Source organism: Pseudarthrobacter albicanus (genome assembly GCF_018224015.1).
In the GTDB taxonomy this organism is placed as follows: domain Bacteria; phylum Actinomycetota; class Actinomycetes; order Actinomycetales; family Micrococcaceae; genus Arthrobacter; species Arthrobacter albicanus.
Map to the genome: position 1 here is coordinate 106,950 of NZ_JAGPOT010000001.1, position 22,003 is coordinate 128,952.

The window sequence follows — 22,003 nt, forward strand, 5'->3', positions numbered from 1 at the left end:
CTTGCCCTTCCTCATAACGGTTTCCGCCGTGCTGTCCTGAACTTGGTTCAGCACCAGCGCGGGCGGACCTTTTACGTAGCTAGATTAATCTTCGGCCTTGAACGGGAAGCCAAGCGCCTTGAGCAGCGCGCGGCCTTCGTCGTCGGTCTTGGCAGTGGTCACGACAGTGATGTCCATGCCGCGGACGCGGTCGATGGAATCCTGGTCGATTTCGTGGAACATAACCTGCTCGGTCAGACCGAAGGTGTAGTTGCCGTTACCGTCGAACTGCTTGCCGCTGAGGCCACGGAAGTCGCGGATACGCGGCAGGGCCAGCGTAACCAGACGGTCCAGGAACTCCCACATGCGGTCCCCACGCAGAGTCGCGTGTGCACCGATCGGCATGCCTTCGCGCAGCTTGAACTGTGCGATCGACTTGCGGGCCTTGGTGACCTGCGGCTTCTGGCCGGTGATCAGGGTCAGATCGCGGACAGCGCCGTCGATCAGCTTGGAGTCCTTGGCGGCATCTCCAACACCCATGTTCACAACGACCTTGACCAGACGGGGAACCTGGTTGACGTTCTGGTACTTGAATTCCTCAGTCAGCGTGTTCTTGATGGAATCGGCGTACTTGGTCTTCAGACGAGGAACGATCTTGCTTGCCGGAGTCTCGAGAGTCTCAGTCATTAGATGTCCTTCCCTGAGCTCTTGGCCACGCGGACACGCACTTCACGCTTCACGCCATCGCGCTCAACGGTCTCGGTGCGGAAACCGACGCGGGTGGGCTTCTTGGTGGACGGGTCAACCAGAGCCACGTTGGAGATGTGGATTGAAGCCTCGACGACCTCGATGCCACCGGTCTTGGTGCCGCGCTGCGACTGACCGACCTTGGTGTGCTTGGTTACGCGGTTAATGCCTTCGACCAACACTCGGTTGGTCTCGGGGAATACGCGCAGAACCTTGCCCTGCTTGCCCTTGTCGCCGCCGCGCTCAGCCTTGGCGCCAGTGATGACCTGAACCAGGTCACCCTTTTTGATCTTAGCCATGGACTAGAGCACCTCCGGAGCCAGAGAAACGATCTTCATGAACTTCTTGTCGCGAAGTTCACGACCAACCGGTCCGAAGATACGGGTACCGCGGGGGTCTCCGTCTGCCTTCAGGATCACAGCTGCGTTCTCGTCAAACTTGATATAGGAACCATCCGCACGGCGGCGTTCCTTCTTGGTACGGACGATGACAGCCTTGACGACATCGCCCTTCTTTACGTTGCCGCCCGGAATTGCGTCCTTGACGGTAGCGACGATTACGTCGCCAATGCCTGCGTAGCGACGGCCAGATCCACCGAGAACGCGAATGGTAAGGATTTCCTTAGCACCCGTGTTGTCGGCGACCTTGAGTCGCGACTCCTGCTGAATCACTATTTACTCCTTGCGTCGCGCGGGTTCTCAGACCGAAAATCTTCCTACGGAATGAGCCTTGCGGAACGGTTGATCGGGGTGTCTCTTGACCTGCCTGGATTTTGCCAGACCAGGCCTAAACGCCCGTGCCAAAAACATTTGCTTCCCAGGCGGTTCCCGACTGATCGGGGCGCGAGGGGGCACTATGCCGTGGCACGATTGTTTACGAGGTTGATGATGACGCGCGAACGGCGCCATACAAACTCAAAATCATAGCACGTTTTGGGCCCACCCCCATATCGTCGGGATGGCGCGAACGGGCACTTGAGGCCCCGAAAACCGCGATTCCGGGGCGTCAAGTGCCCGTTCGGGCGTGGGCCGGCGGTGACGTGCGGGCCCGTTCGGGCGTGGGCCGGCGGTGACGTGCGGGGCCGTTCGGGCGTGGGCCGGACACGGAGAAACCCCCGCTCCCAGAAGGGAACGGGGGTTCTCTGTACTTACAGCGAAGCTGCAGGTGTTACTTGGCCTTTTCGAGGATCTCCACCAGGCGCCACCGCTTGGTGGCGGACAGCGGGCGGGTCTCGGCGAGGAGTACCAGGTCGCCGATGCCGGCGCTGTTCTCTTCGTCGTGAGCCTTGATCTTCGTGTTGCGGCGCAGGACCTTGCCGTAGAGGGCGTGCTTCACGCGGTCCTCGACCTGGACAACGATGGTCTTTTCCATCTTGTCCGAGACCACATAGCCGCGCTTCGTCTTACGGTCACCGCGCACGTCAGCCGTAGCTGCGCCGGAAACAGTTTCCGTCACGTTCTCGTCCTTTTCACTCACTTGGCGTCCTCCTCGGTCGCAGCCTCGGCCGGCTCTTCAGCCTTCTCAGCCTTGGCTGCGGACTTCTTGGACTTCTTTTCTTCCTTGGCTTCCACAACCGGTGCGGCAACCTCGGCACGAATGCCCAGCTCGCGTTCACGGAGAACGGTGTAGATGCGGGCGATGTCCTTCTTTACCGCGCGCAGCCGACCGTGGTTCTCCAGCTGACCGGTGGCGGACTGGAAACGCAGGTTGAACAGCTCTTCCTTGGCCTTGCGGAGTTCTTCAACGAGTCGCTCGTTGTCGAAACCGTCCAGCTGTGCGGATGCAAGTTCCTTGGATCCTACTGCCATTTCTATTCACCACCTTCGCGACGCAGAATGCGTGCCTTCAACGGGAGCTTGTGGATTGCCAGGCGCAGGGCCTCGCGGGCTACCGATTCCTCGACACCGGAGATCTCAAAGAGAACCCGGCCCGGCTTGACGTTGGATACCCACCATTCCGGAGAACCCTTACCGGAACCCATACGGGTTTCGGCAGGCTTCTTCGTCAGCGGGCGGTCCGGGTAGATGTTGATCCAGACCTTGCCGCCACGCTTGATGTGGCGGGTCATCGCAATACGGGCAGATTCGATCTGGCGGTTCGTGACGTATGCCGGGCTCATGGCCTGGATGCCCCACTCACCGAAGGAGACCTTGGTGCCACCCGTAGCAGCGCCGGAACGACCCGGGTGGTGCTGCTTACGGTGCTTGACTCGACGTGGGATAAGCATTTAAGCCTGTCCTCCTTCTACTGCAGCAGGTGCAGCCTCAACTGCCGGAGCTTCGGCAGCAACAGGTGCTGCTTCAGCCGGACGGTCGGTACGACGGCGGCGGTCACCACGGTCAGCGCCACCCGGGCGGCCCGGGCGGTCGCTGGCACCACGGCCGCGGGACGGAGCAGCAGCTGCCTGCTGGGCCAGTTCCTTGGCGGTGACGTCACCCTTGTAGATCCAGACCTTCACGCCGATGCGGCCGAAGGTGGTCTTGGCCTCGTAGAAGCCGTAGTCGATGTTCGCGCGGAGGGTGTGCAGGGGCACACGGCCTTCGCGGTAGAACTCCGAGCGGGACATTTCTGCGCCGCCCAGTCGACCCGAGCAAGCGATACGGATGCCCTTGGCACCTGCACGCTGCGCGGACTGCATGGCCTTCTTCATCGCACGGCGGAAAGCCACGCGGGAAGTCAGCTGCTCAGCAACGCCCTGGGCGACAAGCTGTGCTTCCATCTCGGGGTTCTTGACCTCGAGGATGTTCAGCTGGACCTGCTTGCCCGTGAGCTTTTCGAGCTCGCCGCGGATGCGGTCTGCTTCTGCACCGCGGCGGCCGATGACGATGCCCGGACGTGCCGTGTGGATATCCACGCGGACACGGTCACGGGTGCGCTCGATTTCAACCTTGGCGATACCGGCGCGCTCCATGCCCGTGGACATGAGCTGGCGGATACGGATGTCTTCGCGGACGAAGTCCTTGTACCGCTGGCCGGCCTTGGTGCTGTCAGCAAACCAGTGCGATACGTGATCGGTGGTGATGCCGAGTCGGAACCCGTGCGGGTTAACTTTCTGTCCCACTTAGCGAGCCTCCTCTTTCTCCGGGGTAGCAACTACCACGGTGATGTGGCTCGTGCGCTTCTTGATCTGAAATGCACGACCCTGGGCTCGCGGCTGGAACCGCTTCATGGTCGGGCCTTCATCAACATACATTTCGCTGATGATGAGGTCACCTTCGTCAAACGCCACACCGTCGCGGTCCGCGAGGACCCGGGCGTTGGAGATTGCCGACTGAACTACCTTGAAAACCGGCTCCGAAGCTGCCTGCGGGGCAAACTTCAGAATTGCCAGAGCCTCATTCGCTTGCTTACCACGAACAAGGTTGACGACGCGCCGGGCCTTCATAGGCGTTACGCGGATGTGACGCGCAATTGCCTTGGCTTCCATTGCTTTCCTTCTCTCGTCTTTGACGTAAGTGCAGGCGCCTAGCGGCGCTTGCCCTTACGGTCGTCCTTGACATGGCCGCGGAATGTCCGCGTTTGAGCGAATTCGCCGAGCTTGTGCCCGACCATCGACTCGGTGACAAACACCGGAATGTGCTTGCGTCCGTCGTGCACGGCGATCGTGTGTCCGAGCATGTCGGGGATGATCATCGAACGGCGGGACCAGGTCTTGATGACGTTCTTGGTGCCCTTTTCGTTTTCCCTGGCTACCTTCACAAAGAGGTGCTGGTCAACGAAAGGACCTTTTTTCAGGCTGCGTGGCATGTGTCCAGGCTCCTATCGCTTGTTCTTGCCAGTACGACGGCGACGAACAATAAGCTTGTCGCTCTCTTTGTTGGGACGGCGGGTGCGACCTTCGCGCTTACCGTTGGGGTTGACGGGGTGACGTCCACCGGACGTCTTACCCTCGCCACCACCGTGCGGGTGGTCAACCGGGTTCATGGCGACACCACGGACGGTCGGGCGTACGCCCTTCCAGCGCATGCGGCCGGCCTTGCCCCAGTTGATGTTCGACTGCTCGGCGTTGCCGACCTCGCCGACGGTTGCGCGGCAGCGCACGTCAACGTTGCGGATTTCGCCGGAAGGCAGACGCAGCTGGGCGAAACGGCCTTCCTTGGCAACGAGCTGGATCGACGCGCCGGCGGAGCGGCCCATCTTGGCGCCGCCACCCGGGCGCAGTTCGACTGCGTGGATAACGGTACCGACCGGGATGTTGCGCAGCGGCAGGTTGTTGCCGGGCTTGATGTCAGCGTCGGCACCTGCCTCTACGGTGTCACCCTGAGCCAGCTTGTTCGGGGCGATGATGTAACGCTTGGTGCCATCAATGTAGTGCAGGAGGGCGATGCGAGCCGTACGGTTCGGATCGTACTCAATTTCGGCAACGCGGGCGTTGACGCCGTCTTTGTCGTGGCGACGGAAGTCGATCAGACGGTACTGGCGCTTGTGTCCACCACCCTTGTGACGGGTCGTGATCTTACCGGTGTTGTTACGGCCGCCCTTTTTGGGCAGCGGACGTACCAACGACTTTTCCGGCGTCGACCGCGTGATTTCGGTGAAGTCCGCTACGCTCGAGCCGCGACGGCCCGGGGTAGTCGGCTTGTATTTACGGATTCCCATAATTTATTTCCTCGTTAAAGTGGTCTCCGCTACGAGAGCGGACCGCCGAAGATGTCGATAGTGCCTTCTTTGAGGCTCACAATTGCACGCTTGGTGCTCTTGCGGGTACCCCATCCGAATTTGGTGCGCTTGCGCTTACCGGCACGGTTGATGGTGTTGATCGAGTCGACCTTGACGGAGAAGATTTTCTCCACGGCCAGCTTGATCTCGGTCTTGTTCGAGCGGGGGTCCACCAGGAAGGTGTACTTGCCCTCATCGATCAGGCCGTAGCTCTTTTCCGAGACGACAGGTGCAAGCACGACGTCGCGCGGGTCTTTGATGGTGGCTGCACTCACTTGGCGTCCTCCTCGTTCTTTGCCACTGCCCGGTCAGCAACGAATGCTTCGTAGGCAGCCTTGGTGAAGACGACGTCATCGGAAACGAGTACGTCGTAGGTGTTCAGCTGGTCTGCGTACAGAACGTGAACATCCGTGAGGTTGCGCACGGAAAGTGCCGCAACATCGTTGGCGCGCTCGATGACGACGAGCAGGTTCTTGCGCTCGGAGATGCCGCGCAGCGTTGCCAGTGCGGCGCTGGAGGACGGCTTGGTGCCGGCTACCAGTTCAGCGACAACGTGGATGCGGCCGTTACGGGCGCGGTCAGAGAGTGCGCCGCGCAGGGCAGCAGCAATCATCTTCTTGGGGGTGCGCTGGCTGTAGTCACGCGGCGTGGGGCCGTGGACTACGCCACCACCGGTCATGTGAGGAGCACGGATTGAACCCTGACGGGCGCGGCCGGTGCCCTTCTGCTTGAACGGCTTGCGACCTGCACCGGAAACCTCGGCGCGGGTCTTGGTCTTGTGGGTACCCTGGCGAGCAGCAGCGAGCTGGGCAACGACGACCTGGTGCAGCAGCGGCACGTTGGTCTGTACGTCGAAGATCTCTGCAGGCAGGTCAACCTTGACAGTGCTAGTCATTGAACTAGGCTCCCTTCACGGCGGTGCGTACGAGGACGACCTGGCCGCGGGCACCGGGAACGGCGCCCTTGATCAGGAGCAGCGACTTCTCGACGTCAACCGCGTGGACCGTGAGGTTCAGCGTGGTGTGACGGACGGCGCCCATGCGGCCGGCCATTTTCATGCCCTTGAAGACGCGGCTCGGGGTGGATGCGCCACCGATTGAACCGGGCTTACGGTGGTTCTTGTGGGCACCGTGGGAAGCTCCAACGCCGTGGAAGCCGTGACGCTTCATAACACCGGCGAAGCCCTTACCCTTGGTGGTGCCAACGACGTCGATCTTCTGGCCGGCTTCGAAGAGCTCCACGGAGAGCTCCTGGCCCAGCTCGTAAGAGTCAGCATCTGCAGTGCGCAGTTCTACGACGTGGCGGCGAGGCGTGACGCCTGCCTTTTCAAAGTGACCAGCCAGCGGCTTGGTGACCTTGCGGGGATCGATCTGGCCGTAGCCGATCTGAACGGCGACATAGCCATCAGTGTCTGCATTGCGCAGCTGCGTGATGACGTTCGAGTCAGCCTGGACCACAGTGACGGGGATGAGCTTGTTGTTCTCGTCCCAGACCTGGGTCATGCCGAGCTTCGTGCCCAGCAGGCCCTTTACGTTACGGGTTGCGGTCATAGTCTCTCAGCACCTCCCTACAGCTTGATTTCGATGTTCACGTCGGCCGGCAGGTCGAGACGCATGAGCGAGTCAACAGCCTTGGGCGTGGGGTCGATGATGTCGATCAGACGCTTGTGAGTACGCATTTCGAAGTGCTCACGGCTGTCCTTGTACTTGTGCGGAGAGCGGATGACGCAGTAGATGTTCTTCTCCGTCGGCAGCGGCACAGGGCCAACTACCGTGGCGCCTGCGCGCGTGACCGTCTCAACGATCTTCCGTGCTGAAACGTCAATGACCTCGTGGTCGTATGACTTCAGCCGGATGCGGATTTTTTGTCCCGCCATGTCGCCTGACTCTCTTTCAGTTAGTGCTGCTCTGGTTAGGGCTGCTCTGTTTACTTGCCTGTTGCATGTGGCTGCCGAAGCATTTGAAGTCTTAACTACCACCCGCCGCACAGGCTGAATCCGGATGAATCCGGGTTCCTCAACCTGCCGGCGTAACCGACCCCCGCGGTCGGGCGTGTCGCGCTTTTTCAGGCCTACACGTCCGCAGTTCCATGGGGAGGGGTTATGTTTGGTCTCCGACTTGGACCCTGACACCCGGCATTATCCGGATCGGGACGCGAAGGAGCGCTTGAACAACTCATCTAGTATGCCCGAATTACCGGGCAGAAGCGAATCAGCCCCCGCGGCGGTGCCCCCGGCGCCGGCTCCCGGGCTCCATTGCCTTCGTCCGCCATCAAACGGATGATAGGGACATGACCGTGCAGGACGCTGTATCGGTTCAGGCGCTGGCCGCGCGCCTGGGCCCCAACTTCACCCTGGGAGTCGCCTCGGCAGCCTTCCAGATCGAGGGTTCCCTCGCGGCCGGAGGCCGCGGCCCGTCCGGCTGGGATGCCTTCGCCGAGAAACCCGGCAGCATCATGCACGGCCACTCCCCCGCGGTCGCCTGCGATCACTACAACCGGACACCCGAAGACGTCGAGCTGATGCGTGCCCTCGGCATCGACTCCTACCGCTTCTCCCTCTCCTGGCCCCGGATCCAGCCGGACGGGACCGGGGCTTTCAACGGCGAGGGCCTGGACTTCTACGACCGGCTGATCGACCAGCTGCTGGCCGCCGGCATCTCCCCCATGGCCACCCTGTACCACTGGGACACGCCGCTGCCCCTCGAGCGCCGCGGCGGCTGGATGAACCGGACGACGGCGGAGCGCTTCGCCGAGTACTGCGCGGCGGCCGGCAGGCGGTTCGGTGACCGGGTGGCGCAGTGGGTGACCCTGAACGAACCGGTCTCCGTCACCCTCAACGGCTATGCCCTCGGGGTCCACGCACCGGGCCGCACCCTGCTGTTTGACGCCCTGCCCTCGGTCCACCACCAGCTGCTGGGCCATGGCCTTGCCGTGCAGGCCCTGCGCGCGGAAGGCGTCAAGGGTGCGGTGGGCGTCGCCAACCTGCATTCGCCGGTCCGGCCGGCCACGCGCAAGCTTACCGACCGGCTGCTGGCCAGGGTCTTTGACCTGATGATGAACAGGATTTATGCGGACCCGATTCTTTTGGGCCACTACCCGAAGCCGCCCCTGGTCGCGAGGCCGTGGTTCCGCTCACTGGGAAAAATCGCCGATGCCGACCTGCGGAACATCCACCAACCGCTGGACTTTTACGGGCTCAACTACTACTGCCCCGTCAAGGTGGCCACCGGGCCTGGACCTGACCACAGCCCCGTGGGCACCACGGAGGCCATGACCCGGTTGCACTTCCACACGGCAGCCTTCCCCGAGTACGACACCACCGGATTCGGCTGGCCCGTGGCGCCGGAGCACCTGGGGATATTGCTGCGCGAACTGAAGGACCGATACGGTGAGGCCTTGCCCCCGCTGTACATCACCGAGAGCGGGGCGAGCTTCCCCGAACCGGACCACGTCTCCGGCCCCATTGCCGATGCCCGGCGGATCAGCTACCTGGCGGCCCACCTGGGCCATGCCCTGGCTGCCACGGCCCCGGGCGGCATCGCCGCCGACGTTGAACTGCTGGGCTACTACGTGTGGACGCTGATGGACAATTTCGAGTGGGCGGCCGGCTACTCCCAGCGCTTCGGCCTGGTGCACGTGGATTTCAAGACCCTCAAGCGCACCCCGAAGGATTCCTACTACTGGTACCAGGCGCTCAGCCGGGCCCGCCGGCGCGGACAGACGACAGAGCCGCGCTGAACCCTACCGCTACTTGCTGCCGTTCCTGTTCGCCCGGCGGATACGCCTGGCACGCTCGATCTCGACACGGAAATGCTTCCGCGCCCAGAACACACCGGCGACGACGGCGGCCACCACCAGCAGGAAAATAAACCAGCCCATTAGGGAATCCCTTCGTATGCAGCAACGGTAACAAAGAGAACAGCCCCGCTGCAGTGCAGCGGGGCTGTTCCTTCTTCACGGCGGCCGTCAGACGGGCAAACCGATCGGAGATCTAAACACAGATCTTCAAGTATTACTTGATGATCTTGGTGACACGTCCCGAACCGACGGTGCGGCCGCCTTCGCGGATAGCGAAGCCGAGGCCCTCTTCCATGGCGATGGGCTGGATGAGCGCAACGGTCATCTCAGTGTTGTCGCCGGGCATAACCATTTCCGTGCCTTCCGGCAGGGTGATAACGCCGGTTACGTCCGTGGTGCGGAAGTAGAACTGCGGGCGGTAGTTGGAGTAGAACGGGTTGTGACGTCCGCCTTCGTCCTTGGAGAGGATGTAGACGTTGGCCTCGAAGTCGGTGTGCGGGGTGATGGAACCCGGCTTGACGACAACCTGGCCACGCTCTACGTCATCGCGCTTCAGACCGCGGAGCAGGAGGCCACAGTTCTCGCCGGCCCATGCTTCGTCGAGCTGCTTGTGGAACATCTCGATACCGGTGACCGTGGTCTTCTGGATCGGGCGGATGCCGACGATCTCGACCTCGGAGTTGATGGCGAGGGTTCCACGCTCGGCGCGGCCCGTTACAACGGTGCCACGGCCGGTGATCGTGAAGACGTCTTCGATCGGCATCAGGAACGGCTTGTCACGGTCACGGACGGGGTCCGGAACGGAGTTGTCGACAGCTTCCATGAGGTCCTCGACGGACTTGACCCAAACCGGGTCGCCTTCGAGGGCCTTCAGGCCGGAAACGCGGACAACCGGAGCCTCGTCGCCGTCGAAGCCCTGAGCCGAAAGCAGCTCGCGAACTTCCATTTCGACGAGGTCGAGGAGCTCTTCGTCATCGACCATGTCCGACTTGTTCAGCGCGACCAGCAGGTAGGGAACGCCAACCTGGCGGGCAAGCAGAACATGCTCGCGGGTCTGGGCCATCGGGCCGTCAGTGGCGGCCACCACGAGGATTGCACCGTCCATCTGTGCAGCACCGGTGATCATGTTCTTGATGTAGTCAGCGTGACCCGGAGCGTCTACGTGGGCGTAGTGGCGCTTCTCGGTCTGGTACTCAACGTGGGAAATGTTGATGGTAATGCCGCGCTGACGCTCTTCGGGAGCAGAGTCAATAGACGCGAAGTCGCGCTGCTCGTTGAGAGTCGGGTACTTGTCGTACAGCACCTTGGAAATGGCGGCCGTCAACGTCGTCTTACCGTGGTCAACGTGACCAATGGTACCGATGTTAACGTGCGGCTTAGTCCGCTCGAACTTTGCCTTTGCCACAGGTTCCTCCTAGAACGTTTTCAAATGACTTACCCTTCGGCCGCGCTTGTCGCGGCAGAAACTCAGGTAAGTCTACTTGGGGGGCTTTGGATTGGTGAAATTGCAGAGTCAGGAACTAATACTAGTGCCTAGAGCCTGTTCGTGCTGGCGGCCGGGGCCCGGCTTGACCGGACTGCATCTGACCGGGACCGGCCACCAGCACCAGGCGAATCTCCGGAACCGGAGACGCACCCGAGTTTGTCGCTTCGAAAGTCCTGGGACTACTCGCCGCGGTTCTTCTGGATGATCTCGTCGGCAAACGCCTTCGGGACCTCGGCGTAGCTGTGGAACGTCATGGAGTACACAGCGCGGCCCTGGGTCTTCGAACGCAGGTCTCCGATGTAACCGAACATGCCGGACAGCGGGACGTGAGCACGGATGACCTTGACGCCCTGGGCATCCTCCATGGACTGCATCTGGCCACGGCGGGAGTTGAGGTCACCGATGACTTCACCCATGTATTCCTCAGGGGTGCGGACCTCGACATCCATCAGCGGTTCAAGCAGGACAGGGTTCGCCTTGCGGGCGGCTTCCTTGAAAGCCATCCGGCCGGCGATCTTGAACGCCATTTCCGAGGAGTCAACATCGTGGTACGCGCCGTCAATCAGCGTGGCCCTGATGCCGACAACCGGGTAACCGGCCAGGACGCCGTCGTTCAGCGCATCCTGGATACCGGCGTCAACCGACGGGATGTACTCGCGCGGAATGCGGCCACCGGTGACCTTGTTCTCGAACAGGTACATCTCGCCGTCGGACGTGTCCAGCGGTGCGATCGCAATCTGGATCTTCGCGAACTGGCCCGAACCACCGGTCTGCTTCTTGTGCGTGTAGTCGTGACGCGCAACAACAGCCTTGATGGTTTCGCGGTAAGCAACCTGCGGCTTGCCGACGTTTGCCTCGACCTTGAATTCGCGGCGCATGCGGTCCACCAGGATGTCCAGGTGGAGCTCGCCCATGCCGGCGATGATGGTCTGGCCGGTGTCTTCGTTGAGGGAGACCTGGAAGGTCGGGTCCTCCGCGGAGAGCTTCTGGATGGCGGTGGAGAGCTTCTCCTGGTCACCCTTGGTGTTCGGTTCGATCGCAACCGAGATCACGGGCTCCGGGAAGCTCATGGACTCGAGGACGATCTGGTTGCTGGAGTCACACAGGGTGTCGCCCGTGGTGGTGTCCTTCAGCCCGATCGCTGCGTAGATGTGGCCGGCGGTTGCACCGTCAACCGGCATTTCCTTGTTGGCGTGCATCTGGAACAGCTTGCCGATGCGCTCCTTCTTGCCCTTGGTGGAGTTGACCACCTGGGATCCGGCTTCGACGTGACCGGAGTACACGCGAATGAAGGTGAGCTGACCGAAGAACGGGTGCGTAGCAATCTTGAATGCCAGGGCCGAGAACGGCTCCTCGGAGGACGGCTTGCGCGTCAGTTCCTTCTCCTCGTCGCGCGGATCGTGACCGATCATCGGCGGGACGTCGAGCGGGTTCGGCAGGTAGTCGACAACTGCATCGAGCATCGGCTGAACGCCACGGTTCTTGAAGGCAGAACCACAGAAGACCGGGTAGAGCTCGGAGTTGATCGTCATCTTGCGGATGCCGGCCTTGAGCTCATCGACGGTGATTTCTTCACCTTCGAGGTACTTCTCCATGAGCTCTTCGGTAGCCTCGGCAACGGTCTCGACGAGCGTTGCGCGGTATTCCTCGGCCTTTTCCTGGAGATCGGCGGGGATCTCCTGGACTTCGTACTTGGCACCCATGGTGACGTCACCCTTGGAGTCGCCGGGCCACACCAGGGCGCGCATCTCGAGGAGATCCACCACACCGATGAAGTCGTTCTCGGCACCGATGGGCAGCTGCATAACGAGCGGCTTGGCGCCAAGGCGGCCGATGATGGTGTCCACGGTGAAGTAGAAGTCGGCGCCGAGCTTGTCCATCTTGTTGACGAAGCAGATGCGCGGCACGTTGTACTTGTCGGCCTGGCGCCAGACAGTCTCGGACTGCGGCTCCACGCCTTCCTTGCCGTCGAACACGGCAACGGCACCGTCGAGGACGCGCAGGGAACGCTCCACCTCAACCGTGAAGTCGACGTGGCCGGGGGTGTCGATGATGTTGATCTGGTTGTTGTCCCAGAAGCAGGTCACGGCGGCAGACGTGATGGTGATGCCGCGTTCCTTTTCCTGTTCCATCCAGTCGGTGGTCGAAGCGCCGTCGTGCGTTTCGCCGATCTTGTGGTTCACACCTGTGTAGAACAGAATGCGCTCGGTGGTGGTGGTCTTGCCGGCGTCGATGTGGGCCATGATGCCGATGTTGCGGACCTTACTAAGGTCGGTAAGCACGTCCTGTGCCACGGTGTCTCCCTTTCGGATGGACTGCACGTTCGCCGCCGGCCCGGTTGAGCCGGCGGCGTCCGGGAATTATTACCAGCGGTAGTGTGCGAAGGCCTTGTTGGACTCGGCCATTTTGTGGGTGTCTTCGCGACGCTTCACAGCGGCACCGAGACCGTTGGAGGCATCCAGGATTTCGTTCTGGAGGCGCTCGGTCATGGTCTTCTCACGGCGGGCCTTGGAGTAGCCGACCAGCCAGCGGAGGGCGAGGGCAGTGGAGCGGCCCGGCTTGACCTCGACCGGGACCTGGTAGGTGGCGCCGCCGACGCGGCGGGAGCGGACCTCGAGGGAAGGCTTGACGTTCTCCATGGCCTTCTTGAGGGCTGCAACAGGGTCGCCGCCGGACTTGGCACGTGCACCTTCGAGGGCGCCGTAAACGATGCGCTCTGCGGTGGACTTCTTGCCGTCAACCAGCACCTTGTTGATGAGCTGGGTAACCAGCGGGGAGCCGTAAACGGGATCTAGAACTAGCGGCCGCTTGGGGGCCGGACCCTTGCGAGGCATATTACTTCTTCTCCATCTTTGCGCCGTAGCGGCTGCGGGCCTGCTTACGGTTCTTGACACCCTGGGTATCGAGGGCGCCACGGACGATCTTGTAGCGGACACCCGGAAGGTCCTTCACACGGCCGCCACGTACGAGCACAATGGAGTGCTCCTGGAGGTTGTGGCCTACACCGGGGATGTAAGCGGTGACTTCAACGCCACCGTTGAGGCGCACACGTGCGACCTTACGCAGAGCCGAGTTCGGCTTCTTCGGGGTTGTCGTGTAAACGCGGGTGCAGACACCGCGGCGCATCGGGCTGCCGTTAAGCGCGGGAGCCTTGGTCTTTTTGACCTTCGGCGTGCGGCCCTTGCGGACCAGCTGGTTAATCGTAGGCACTCTCGTGTTCTCCGTTTTATCCGGAGCGGCCGTTGGCAGCCGCTCTCTTGTCGCTGCACCCCGCCGCCCGAGCTTTGAAGTTCTCTCGGGAGCGGCTGAGGCGAAGCCTTAATAGTCGGACCGCACGCCGGGTTCCGGGGATTCTCATCCCGGACTGCCCCTAGGCACGCGAAAATGTGGCATACGTTGCACAAGAACCCTGCAAACCGGAAACGTCGTCCTGGTCCAGCCTTTCAGCTGCAACCGGCGCACTCATCCACTGCCACAATAACAATTAGTCTCAAGTCTAACACGGACCGTCCCGGCCCCTTAATCGGCTTCATCGGGTCCGATCCCCCAACTGACTCGCAGTTAACGTCGTTATGGGCGCCCATAACGACGTTAACTGCGAGTCAGTTGGGCAAATGAGCGAGGCCCCGCCCCCACAGCGTGGGAACGGGGCCTTCAGTCAAACAAAGGGCAGGGCGGCCGGGTCCCTACGTGGCGCGGAACGCGACACGAAAGGGCCCGCCGTGCCCGTCAGCGGAAGTCGTTGCCCAGGTCGTAGTCATCCAGCGGGATGGCGTGGAACTCGGGAGCCCCGTCGCCGCCCAGGGAATCGTAGGAGAAGTCACTGAATGCGCTGGGGCCGGTGAACAGGTTGGCCTTTGCTTCTTCAGTGGGCTCCACCGTGACATTGGTGTAGCGCGGGAGACCCGTGCCTGCCGGGATGAGCTTGCCGATGATGACGTTTTCCTTGAGGCCGAGCAGCGGATCGCTCTTGCCTTCCATGGCCGCCTGCGTCAGGACGCGGGTGGTTTCCTGGAAGGAAGCGGCGGACAGCCAGGACTCGGTCGCCAGGGACGCCTTCGTGATGCCCATGAGCTCAGGACGGCCGGAAGCCGGCGTCTTGCCCTCGGAGACAACGCGGCGGTTGGCTTCCTCGAAGCGGCTGCGCTCGGCGAGCTCGCCGGGCAGCAGGTCCGATTCGCCGGACTCGATGACCGTGACGCGGCGCAGCATCTGGCGGACGATAACCTCGACGTGCTTGTCGTGGATGCCGATGCCCTGGCTGCGGTACACGCCCTGGACCTCGTCCACCAGGAACTTCTGCGCGGCGCGGGGGCCCATGATGCGCAGAACCTGCTTGGGGTCGACCGGTCCGTTGATGAGCTTCTGTCCGACACTGACGTGCTCGCCGTCCTCGATGAGAAGGCGTGAGCGGCGCAGGACCGGGTAGGCGATCTCTTCGGAGCCGTCATCCGGGGTGATGACCAGGCGCATCTGCCGCTCGGACTCTTCGATGGTGATGCGGCCGGCTGCTTCGGCAATCGGTGCGACACCCTTCGGAGTACGGGCTTCGAAGAGCTCCTGGATACGGGGCAGACCCTGGGTGATGTCGTCGCCACCGCTGGCGGAAACAGCACCACCGGTGTGGAACGTACGCATGGTCAGCTGGGTACCGGGCTCACCGATGGACTGTGCGGCGATGATGCCCACTGCCTCACCGATGTCGACGGTCTTGCCGGTGGCCAGCGAGCGGCCGTAGCACAGGGCGCAGGTGCCGACGCTGGACTCACAGGTGAGTACGGAGCGGACCTTGACCTCGGTGATGCCTGCTGCGAACAGTTCGGCGATGACGACGTCGCCGCAGTCAGTGCCGCCGGCGGCCAGGACCTTGCCCTTGGAGTCAACGACATCCACGGCCAGGGTGCGGGCGTACGCGCTGTTCTCGACGTTCTCGTCCAGGACCAGCTCGCCGTTCGCGTCTGCCACCGCGATGGCGGTCATGAGGCCGCGCTCGGTGCCGCAGTCCTCTTCCCGGACGATGACGTCCTGCGAAACGTCCACCAGGCGACGGGTCAGGTAACCCGAGTTGGCGGTACGCAGCGCAGTGTCGGCCAGGCCCTTCCGGGCGCCGTGCGTGGCGATGAAGTATTCCAGCACCGACAGGCCCTCGCGGTAGGAGGACTTGATCGGACGCGGGATGATCTCACCCTTAGGGTTGGCCACGAGGCCACGGATACCCGCGATCTGACGGACCTGCATCCAGTTACCACGGGCACCGGAGGACACCATGCGGTTGATGGTGTTCATCGGGGACAGGCTGTCACGCATCGCCTGCGCGATTTCGTTGGTTGCCTTGTTCCAGATCTCGATCAGTTCCTGGCGGCGCTCGTCGTCGTCGATCAGGCCCTTGTCGTACTGGCCCTGGATCTTGGCGGCCATGGTCTCGTAGCCGGCGAGGATCCGCGGCTTGTCCTTGGGCACCTCGATGTCGGAGATGGCGACGGTGACGCCCGAGCGGGTGGCCCAGTAGAAACCGGCATCCTTCAGGTTGTCCAGCGTCGCCGCGACCACAACCTTCGGGTAGCGCTCGGCGAGGTCGTTGACGATCGTGGACAGTTCGCCCTTGTCCGCAACGTTCTCAACCCACGGGTAGTCCGCGGGCAGCGTCTGGTTGAAGACGACCTGTCCGAGGGAGGTCTCGACCAGTGCGATCTGGCCGGGCTCCCAGCCTTCCGGAGCTTCCCAGCCGGCGTAAGGGACGAAGCCCTCGAGCCGGATCTTGACCTTGGAGTTCAGGTGCAGCTCGCGCAGGTCGTAGGCCATGATGGCTTCCGCCACGGAGGAGAAGATCCGGCCTTCGCCCGCCGAACCGACACGCTTGGTGGTCAGGTGGTAGAGACCGATGATCATATCCTGCGAAGGCAGCGTCACCGGGCGGCCGTCGGAGGGCTTCAGGATGTTGTTCGAGGACAGCATCAGGATGCGCGCCTCAGCCTGGGCCTCGGGGCTCAGCGGCAGGTGCACGGCCATCTGGTCGCCGTCGAAGTCAGCGTTGAAGGCGCCACAGACCAGCGGGTGGAGCTGGATTGCCTTGCCTTCAACAAGCTGCGGTTCGAACGCCTGGATGCCGAGGCGGTGCAGGGTAGGTGCACGGTTGAGCAGCACCGGGTGTTCGGTGATGATCTCTTCCAGCACGTCCCAGACCTGCGGACGGTAACGCTCGACCATGCGCTTGGCCGACTTGATGTTCTGGGCGTGGTTGAGGTCCACCAGGCGCTTCATCACGAACGGCTTGAAGAGCTCCAGTGCCATCTGCTTGGGCAGGCCACACTGGTGCAGCTTCAGCTGCGGGCCGACGACGATGACCGAACGGCCGGAGTAGTCGACGCGCTTGCCGAGGAGGTTCTGGCGGAAACGGCCCTGCTTGCCCTTGAGCATGTCGCTCAGGGACTTCAGCGGACGGTTGCCCGGACCGGTGACCGGACGGCCGCGGCGGCCGTTGTCGAAGAGGCTGTCAACGGCTTCCTGAAGCATGCGCTTCTCGTTGTTGACGATGATCTCCGGGGCACCGAGGTCAAGCAGGCGCTTGAGGCGGTTGTTGCGGTTGATCACACGGCGGTAGAGGTCGTTGAGGTCGGAGGTCGCGAAGCGGCCGCCGTCCAGCTGGACCATCGGGCGCAGTTCCGGCGGGATCACCGGGACGGCATCCAGCACCATGCCGAGCGGGCTGTTGTTGGTGGTCAGGAACGCGTTGACCACCTTCAGGCGCTTCAGCGCGCGGGTCTTGCGCTGGCCCTTGCCGTTGGCGATGATGTCGCGCAGCATGTCCGACTCGGCCTGCATGTCGAAGTTCTCCAGGCGCTTCTTGATGGCCTCGGCACCCATGGAGCCTTCGAAGTACATGCCGTAGCGGTCACGGAGTTCGCGGTACAGGCCTTCGTCACCTTCGAGGTCGGCGACCTTGAGGTTCTTGAACCGGTCCCAGACCTGCTCGAGGCGCTCGATTTCGGCGTCCGCACGCTTGCGGACGTTGGCCATCTGGCGGTCGGCGGAGTCGCGGGCCTTCTTCTTGTCGGCAGCCTTGGCGCCTTCGCCTTCGAGGCGGGCAATCTCGTTCTCAAGGTCGCGCGCGATCGTGGCGATGTCCGAGTCGCGGTTGTCGATCAGCTGCTTCTTCTCGATGTCGTGCTCAACCTGGAGGTTGGGCAGTTCCTCGTGGCGGCTGTCGGCGTCGACGCTCGTGATCATGTAGGCGGCGAAGTAGATGACCTTCTCGAGGTCCTTCGGTGCCAGGTCCAGGAGGTAGCCCAGGCGGGACGGGACACCCTTGAAGTACCAGATGTGCGTGACAGGCGCGGCCAGCTCGATGTGGCCCATGCGCTCACGGCGCACCTTGGCGCGGGTGACCTCAACGCCACACCGCTCGCAGATGATGCCCTTGAAGCGCACGCGCTTGTACTTGCCGCAGTAGCATTCCCAGTCGCGGGAAGGGCCGAAGATCTTCTCGCAGAAGAGGCCGTCCTTCTCGGGCTTGAGCGTGCGGTAGTTGATGGTTTCCGGCTTCTTAACCTCGCCGTAAGACCAGCCACGGATGTCTTCCGCGGTGGCGAGGCCGATCTGCATGAGGCCGAAGGAGGATTCGCTGGACATATGGTCCCTGTTCTCTCTTGTTCTCTAAATTCTGAAGTCTTGGGTTACGGGAAGAGGGAGGTGATGTACGACGGCGGGTGGTCACCCGCCGTCGTACGCCGCCTGCTAAACCTCTTCTACGGAACTGGGCTCTGCACGAGACAGATCGATGCCCAGTTCTTCCGCAGCCGTGAAGACTGCGTCATCAGAGTCACGCATTTCAATTGTGGTTCCGTCCGTGGAAAGAACTTCCACGTTCAGGCACAGCGACTGCATTTCCTTGATCAAGACCTTGAAGGACTCAGGAACGCCCGGCTCGGGGATGTTCTCGCCCTTGACGATGGCTTCGTAGACCTTCACACGACCGTGGATATCATCGGACTTGATCGTGAGGAGTTCCTGGAGCGTGTACGCGGCGCCGTAGGCCTCGAGCGCCCACACTTCCATTTCACCGAAGCGCTGGCCACCGAACTGTGCCTTACCACCCAGCGGCTGCTGCGTGATCATGGAGTACGGGCCGGTGGAGCGGGCGTGGATCTTGTCGTCCACCAGGTGGTGGAGCTTCAGGATGTACATGTAGCCGACAGCGATCGGATCCGGGAACGGCTCGCCGGAGCGGCCGTCGAACAGACGCGTCTTGCCCGAGGCGTCGATCAGGCGGACGCCGTCGCGGGTGACGTTGGTGGAGTCGAGCAGGCCCGTGATTTCCTCTTCACGCGCACCGTCGAAGACCGGCGTCGCCACAGTGGTCTGGCCACTCTCGCGCGGCAGGTTCGGCAGCTGCTTCATCCACTCGGGCTCGCCCTCGATCTTCCAGCCGGTCTTGGCAACCCAGCCGAGGTGCGTTTCCAGCACCTGGCCGACGTTCATGCGGCCCGGAACACCCAGCGGGTTCAGGACGATATCAACGGGGGTGCCGTCGGCAAGGAAGGGCATGTCCTCGATCGGGAGGATCTTGGAGATGACGCCCTTGTTGCCGTGACGGCCGGCGAGCTTGTCGCCGTCGGTGATCTTGCGCTTGGCGGCAACGTACACGCGGACCAGCTGGTTGACGCCCGGGGGGAGCTCGTCGTCGTTGTCCCGGTCGAAGACGCGGACCCCGATGACGGTGCCGGACTCGCCGTGCGGAACCTTCAGGGAGGTGTCGCGCACTTCGCGGGACTTCTCACCGAAGATGGCGCGCAGCAGGCGCTCTTCCGGGGTCAGCTCGGTCTCGCCCTTGGGCGTGACCTTTCCGACCAGGATGTCGCCGGCTTCGACCTCGGCGCCGATGTGGATGATGCCGCGCTCGTCCAGTCCTGCCAGGACTTCCTCGGACACGTTGGGGATGTCACGGGTGATTTCCTCGGCACCAAGCTTGGTGTCGCGGGCATCGATCTCGTGCTCCTCGATGTGGATGGAGGACAGGACGTCCTCGGCCACGATGCGCTGGGACAGGATGATGGCATCCTCGAAGTTGTGGCCTTCCCAGGACATGAATGCCACGAGCAGGTTCTTGCCGAGGGCGAGTTCACCCTGGTCCGTTGCCGGGCCGTCGGCGATGATGCCGCCGACCTCCAGGCGCTGGCCTTCGTTCACCAGGACACGGTTGTTGTAGCAGTTGCCCTGGTTGGAGCGGGCGAACTTGTTGATCCGGTAGTTGGTTTCCGTACCGTCGTCGTTGAGCATGATGACCAGCTCGGCGGAGACCTCGGTCACCACACCCGCCTTCTTCGCGATGACAACGTCACCGGCGTCGACGGCGGCGGCGCGCTCCATGCCGGTGCCGACGAACGGCGCCTCGGAACGGACCAGCGGCACGGCCTGGCGCTGCATGTTCGCACCCATGAGGGCGCGGTTGGCATCGTCATGCTCGAGGAACGGGATCAGGGCGGTTGCCACAGACACCATCTGGCGCGGGGAAACGTCCATGAACTCGACCTCGGCGGCGGGAACCAGCACGGGCTCGCCTCCACCACCACGGGCGCGGACCAGGACGGTCTCCTCGGCGAACCTCTTGTTCTCATCCAGCGGAGCGTTGGCCTGTGCGATCAGGACCTCTGCCTCGTCGTCGGCCGTCAGGTACTGGACCTCATCGGCGACAACGCCTTCGGAGACAAGACGGTAAGGAGTCTCGATGAAGCCGAACGGGTTGATGCGGCCGTAGGAGGCCAGCGAACCGATCAGGCCGATGTTCGGGCCTTCAGGGGTTTCGATGGGGCACATGCGTCCGTAGTGGGACGGGTGAACGTCGCGTACTTCCATGCCGGCGCGGTCACGGGACAGACCACCCGGGCCCAGCGCGGACAGGCGGCGCTTGTGGGTCAGACCCGAGAGCGGGTTGTTCTGGTCCATGAACTGGGACAGCTGGGACGTTCCGAAGAACTCCTTGATGGCTGCCACGACGGGGCGGATGTTGATCAGCGTCTGCGGCGTGATGGCCTCGACGTCCTGGGTGGTCATACGCTCGCGGACAACGCGCTCCATGCGGGACAGGCCGGTGCGGACCTGGTTCTCGATGAGCTCGCCGACGGCGCGGATGCGGCGGTTGCCGAAGTGGTCGATGTCATCGATCTCGACGCGCAGTTCGTGGTCCTGGCCGTCGCGCTTGCCCGTGAGGGTCTTCTCGCCGGCGTGCAGGGCAACCAGGAACTTGATCATGGCAACGATGTCCTCAACGTGCAGGACGGAGGCTTCCTTGTCAGCAAGGGAGCGGTCGATGCCAAGCTTGCGGTTGATCTTGTAACGGCCGACCTTGGCAAGGTCATAGCGCTTGGAGTTGAAGTACAGGTTGTCCAGCAGGGACTGGGCAGCCTCGACCGTGGGCGGCTCGCCCGGCCGCAGCTTCCGGTAGATGTCCAGCAAGGCGTCTTCGCGGGTCTCGGTGGCGTCTTTCTCCAGCGTTGCGCGCATGGAGTCGTACTGGCCGAATTCCTCGAGGATCTGGCCTTCGGTCCAGCCGAGGGCCTTCAGCAGCACCGTGACGGACTGCTTGCGCTTGCGGTCAAGGCGGACGCCGACCTGGTCGCGCTTGTCGATTTCGAGTTCGAACCAGGCGCCGCGGGACGGGATGATCTTCGCGGTGAAGATGTCCTTGTCGCTGGTCTTGTCCGGGGTGCGCTCAAAGTAGGCGCCCGGGGAACGGACCAGCTGGGAGACGACGACACGCTCGGTGCCGTTGACGACGAAGGTGCCCTTCTCGGTCATCAGCGGGAAGTCACCCATGAACACGGTCTGCTGCTTGATTTCGCCCGTGTTGTTGTTCATGAATTCGGCCTTGACGTACAGCGGAGCCGAGTACGTGGCGTCCCGGTCCTTGCACTCGGCCATGGTGTATTTGGGATCAGCGAACTCCGGCTCGGAGAAGCTCAGGGACATGGTGCCCTGGAAATCCTCGATCGGGGAGATCTCTTCAAAGATGTCGGACAGACCGGAGGAGGTGGCGACACTCAGGTCGCCTTCTTCGGCGGCTTTCGCTACACGGGCCTGCCAGCGTTCGTTGCCGACGAGCCAGTCGAAGCTGTCCGTCTGCAGGGCAAGCAGATTCGGAACGTCAAGAGGTTCGTGAATCTTAGCGAATGAGAGCCGCCGGGTTGCACCGTCGGTGCTGTCGGCATTGATAGCGGTTGCTGCGTTGTTTACATTAGAGGTGCTCGAGGCGACCAAGAGGGATCCTTCCACAGACCTTCAGGCGTTTTCAGATCTCCCCCGCTATGGACCCTGCGGAGTGACTCCGCAGCGCTACCA

22 protein-coding genes are annotated in these 22,003 nt (G+C 62.6%); 1 reads left to right on the top strand and 21 read right to left on the bottom strand.

Going from position 1 to position 22,003, the window contains the following annotated elements:
• Positions 1-84: 84 nt before the first annotated feature.
• The 14 genes from rplE to rpsJ all read right to left on the bottom strand — a co-directional run bounded on the left by rplE (position 85) and on the right by rpsJ (position 7,261).
• A complete protein-coding gene (rplE, locus tag J9611_RS00500) occupies positions 85-666 on the bottom strand; it encodes a 50S ribosomal protein L5 (protein WP_211876668.1) in 582 nt (193 codons plus the stop codon).
• Positions 666-1,025 carry a 50S ribosomal protein L24 gene (rplX, locus tag J9611_RS00505; protein ID WP_024366125.1) on the bottom strand — a complete coding sequence of 120 codons (360 nt, stop codon included), beginning with the start codon at positions 1,023-1,025 and terminating at the stop codon, positions 666-668. Before rplX ends, rplE begins: the two co-directional genes overlap by 1 nt.
• 3 nt (positions 1,026-1,028) lie before the next feature.
• On the bottom strand, positions 1,029-1,397 hold the full coding sequence (rplN, locus tag J9611_RS00510) for a 50S ribosomal protein L14 (RefSeq protein ID WP_024366126.1): 369 nt from the start codon (positions 1,395-1,397) through the stop codon (positions 1,029-1,031).
• A 496-nt stretch (positions 1,398-1,893) separates the two neighbouring features.
• Positions 1,894-2,202 carry a 30S ribosomal protein S17 gene (gene rpsQ / locus J9611_RS00515; RefSeq protein ID WP_211876669.1) on the bottom strand — a complete coding sequence of 103 codons (309 nt, stop codon included), beginning with the start codon at positions 2,200-2,202 and terminating at the stop codon, positions 1,894-1,896.
• Positions 2,199-2,534: a 50S ribosomal protein L29 gene (gene rpmC, locus J9611_RS22250; protein WP_211876670.1), complete on the bottom strand. Its 336-nt coding sequence runs from the start codon at positions 2,532-2,534 to the stop codon at positions 2,199-2,201. The genes rpsQ and rpmC overlap by 4 nt, the downstream gene beginning before the upstream one ends.
• Before the next feature lie 2 nt (positions 2,535-2,536).
• Entirely contained in the window at positions 2,537-2,953 is a 417-nt protein-coding gene (rplP, locus tag J9611_RS00525; protein ID WP_211876671.1) for a 50S ribosomal protein L16, read from the bottom strand.
• Positions 2,954-3,787: a 30S ribosomal protein S3 gene (gene rpsC / locus J9611_RS00530; RefSeq protein ID WP_211876673.1), complete on the bottom strand. Its 834-nt coding sequence runs from the start codon at positions 3,785-3,787 to the stop codon at positions 2,954-2,956.
• Entirely contained in the window at positions 3,788-4,153 is a 366-nt protein-coding gene (gene rplV / locus J9611_RS00535; protein WP_069949298.1) for a 50S ribosomal protein L22, read from the bottom strand.
• A 38-nt stretch (positions 4,154-4,191) separates the two neighbouring features.
• Positions 4,192-4,473 (bottom strand): 30S ribosomal protein S19, encoded by a 282-nt coding sequence (gene rpsS / locus J9611_RS00540; protein WP_211876675.1) that lies wholly within the window; start codon positions 4,471-4,473, stop codon positions 4,192-4,194.
• Between the two features lie 12 nt (positions 4,474-4,485).
• Positions 4,486-5,325 (bottom strand): 50S ribosomal protein L2, encoded by an 840-nt coding sequence (gene rplB, locus J9611_RS00545; protein WP_211876677.1) that lies wholly within the window; start codon positions 5,323-5,325, stop codon positions 4,486-4,488.
• A gap of 29 nt (positions 5,326-5,354) precedes the next feature.
• Positions 5,355-5,660 carry a 50S ribosomal protein L23 gene (gene rplW, locus J9611_RS00550; protein ID WP_211876679.1) on the bottom strand — a complete coding sequence of 102 codons (306 nt, stop codon included), beginning with the start codon at positions 5,658-5,660 and terminating at the stop codon, positions 5,355-5,357.
• Positions 5,657-6,280 carry a 50S ribosomal protein L4 gene (gene rplD, locus J9611_RS00555; RefSeq protein ID WP_211876681.1) on the bottom strand — a complete coding sequence of 208 codons (624 nt, stop codon included), beginning with the start codon at positions 6,278-6,280 and terminating at the stop codon, positions 5,657-5,659. Before rplD ends, rplW begins: the two co-directional genes overlap by 4 nt.
• A gap of 4 nt (positions 6,281-6,284) precedes the next feature.
• Positions 6,285-6,935, bottom strand: coding sequence for a 50S ribosomal protein L3 (gene rplC, locus J9611_RS00560; protein ID WP_024366134.1), 651 nt, complete (start codon positions 6,933-6,935; stop codon positions 6,285-6,287).
• Between the two features lie 17 nt (positions 6,936-6,952).
• A complete protein-coding gene (rpsJ, locus tag J9611_RS00565; RefSeq protein ID WP_038464699.1) occupies positions 6,953-7,261 on the bottom strand; it encodes a 30S ribosomal protein S10 in 309 nt (102 codons plus the stop codon).
• Between the two features lie 413 nt (positions 7,262-7,674).
• On the opposite strand from rpsJ, the gene J9611_RS00570 reads away from it, so the two are divergent.
• Positions 7,675-9,123 carry a GH1 family beta-glucosidase gene (locus J9611_RS00570; RefSeq protein WP_211876683.1) on the top strand — a complete coding sequence of 483 codons (1,449 nt, stop codon included), beginning with the start codon at positions 7,675-7,677 and terminating at the stop codon, positions 9,121-9,123.
• A gap of 9 nt (positions 9,124-9,132) precedes the next feature.
• Here the strand turns inward: J9611_RS00570 and J9611_RS22255 are convergent, their stop codons facing one another.
• From J9611_RS22255 to rpoB, 7 genes are all read right to left on the bottom strand, one after another.
• Entirely contained in the window at positions 9,133-9,264 is a 132-nt protein-coding gene (locus J9611_RS22255) for a hypothetical protein (RefSeq protein ID WP_281414497.1), read from the bottom strand.
• A 133-nt stretch (positions 9,265-9,397) separates the two neighbouring features.
• Positions 9,398-10,588, bottom strand: a complete 1,191-nt coding sequence (gene tuf, locus J9611_RS00575) for an elongation factor Tu (RefSeq protein WP_211876684.1) — start codon at positions 10,586-10,588, stop codon at positions 9,398-9,400.
• A 260-nt stretch (positions 10,589-10,848) separates the two neighbouring features.
• Positions 10,849-12,963, bottom strand: a complete 2,115-nt coding sequence (gene fusA, locus J9611_RS00580; protein WP_211876686.1) for an elongation factor G — start codon at positions 12,961-12,963, stop codon at positions 10,849-10,851.
• Between the two features lie 69 nt (positions 12,964-13,032).
• Positions 13,033-13,503 (bottom strand): 30S ribosomal protein S7, encoded by a 471-nt coding sequence (rpsG, locus tag J9611_RS00585; RefSeq protein ID WP_011692813.1) that lies wholly within the window; start codon positions 13,501-13,503, stop codon positions 13,033-13,035.
• A gap of 1 nt (position 13,504) precedes the next feature.
• Positions 13,505-13,879 carry a 30S ribosomal protein S12 gene (gene rpsL / locus J9611_RS00590; protein WP_011692814.1) on the bottom strand — a complete coding sequence of 125 codons (375 nt, stop codon included), beginning with the start codon at positions 13,877-13,879 and terminating at the stop codon, positions 13,505-13,507.
• A gap of 519 nt (positions 13,880-14,398) precedes the next feature.
• Entirely contained in the window at positions 14,399-18,298 is a 3,900-nt protein-coding gene (locus J9611_RS00595; RefSeq protein ID WP_211876687.1) for a DNA-directed RNA polymerase subunit beta', read from the bottom strand.
• A gap of 105 nt (positions 18,299-18,403) precedes the next feature.
• Entirely contained in the window at positions 18,404-21,922 is a 3,519-nt protein-coding gene (rpoB, locus tag J9611_RS00600) for a DNA-directed RNA polymerase subunit beta (RefSeq protein WP_211876689.1), read from the bottom strand.
• Between the last annotated feature and the right edge of the window lie 81 nt (positions 21,923-22,003).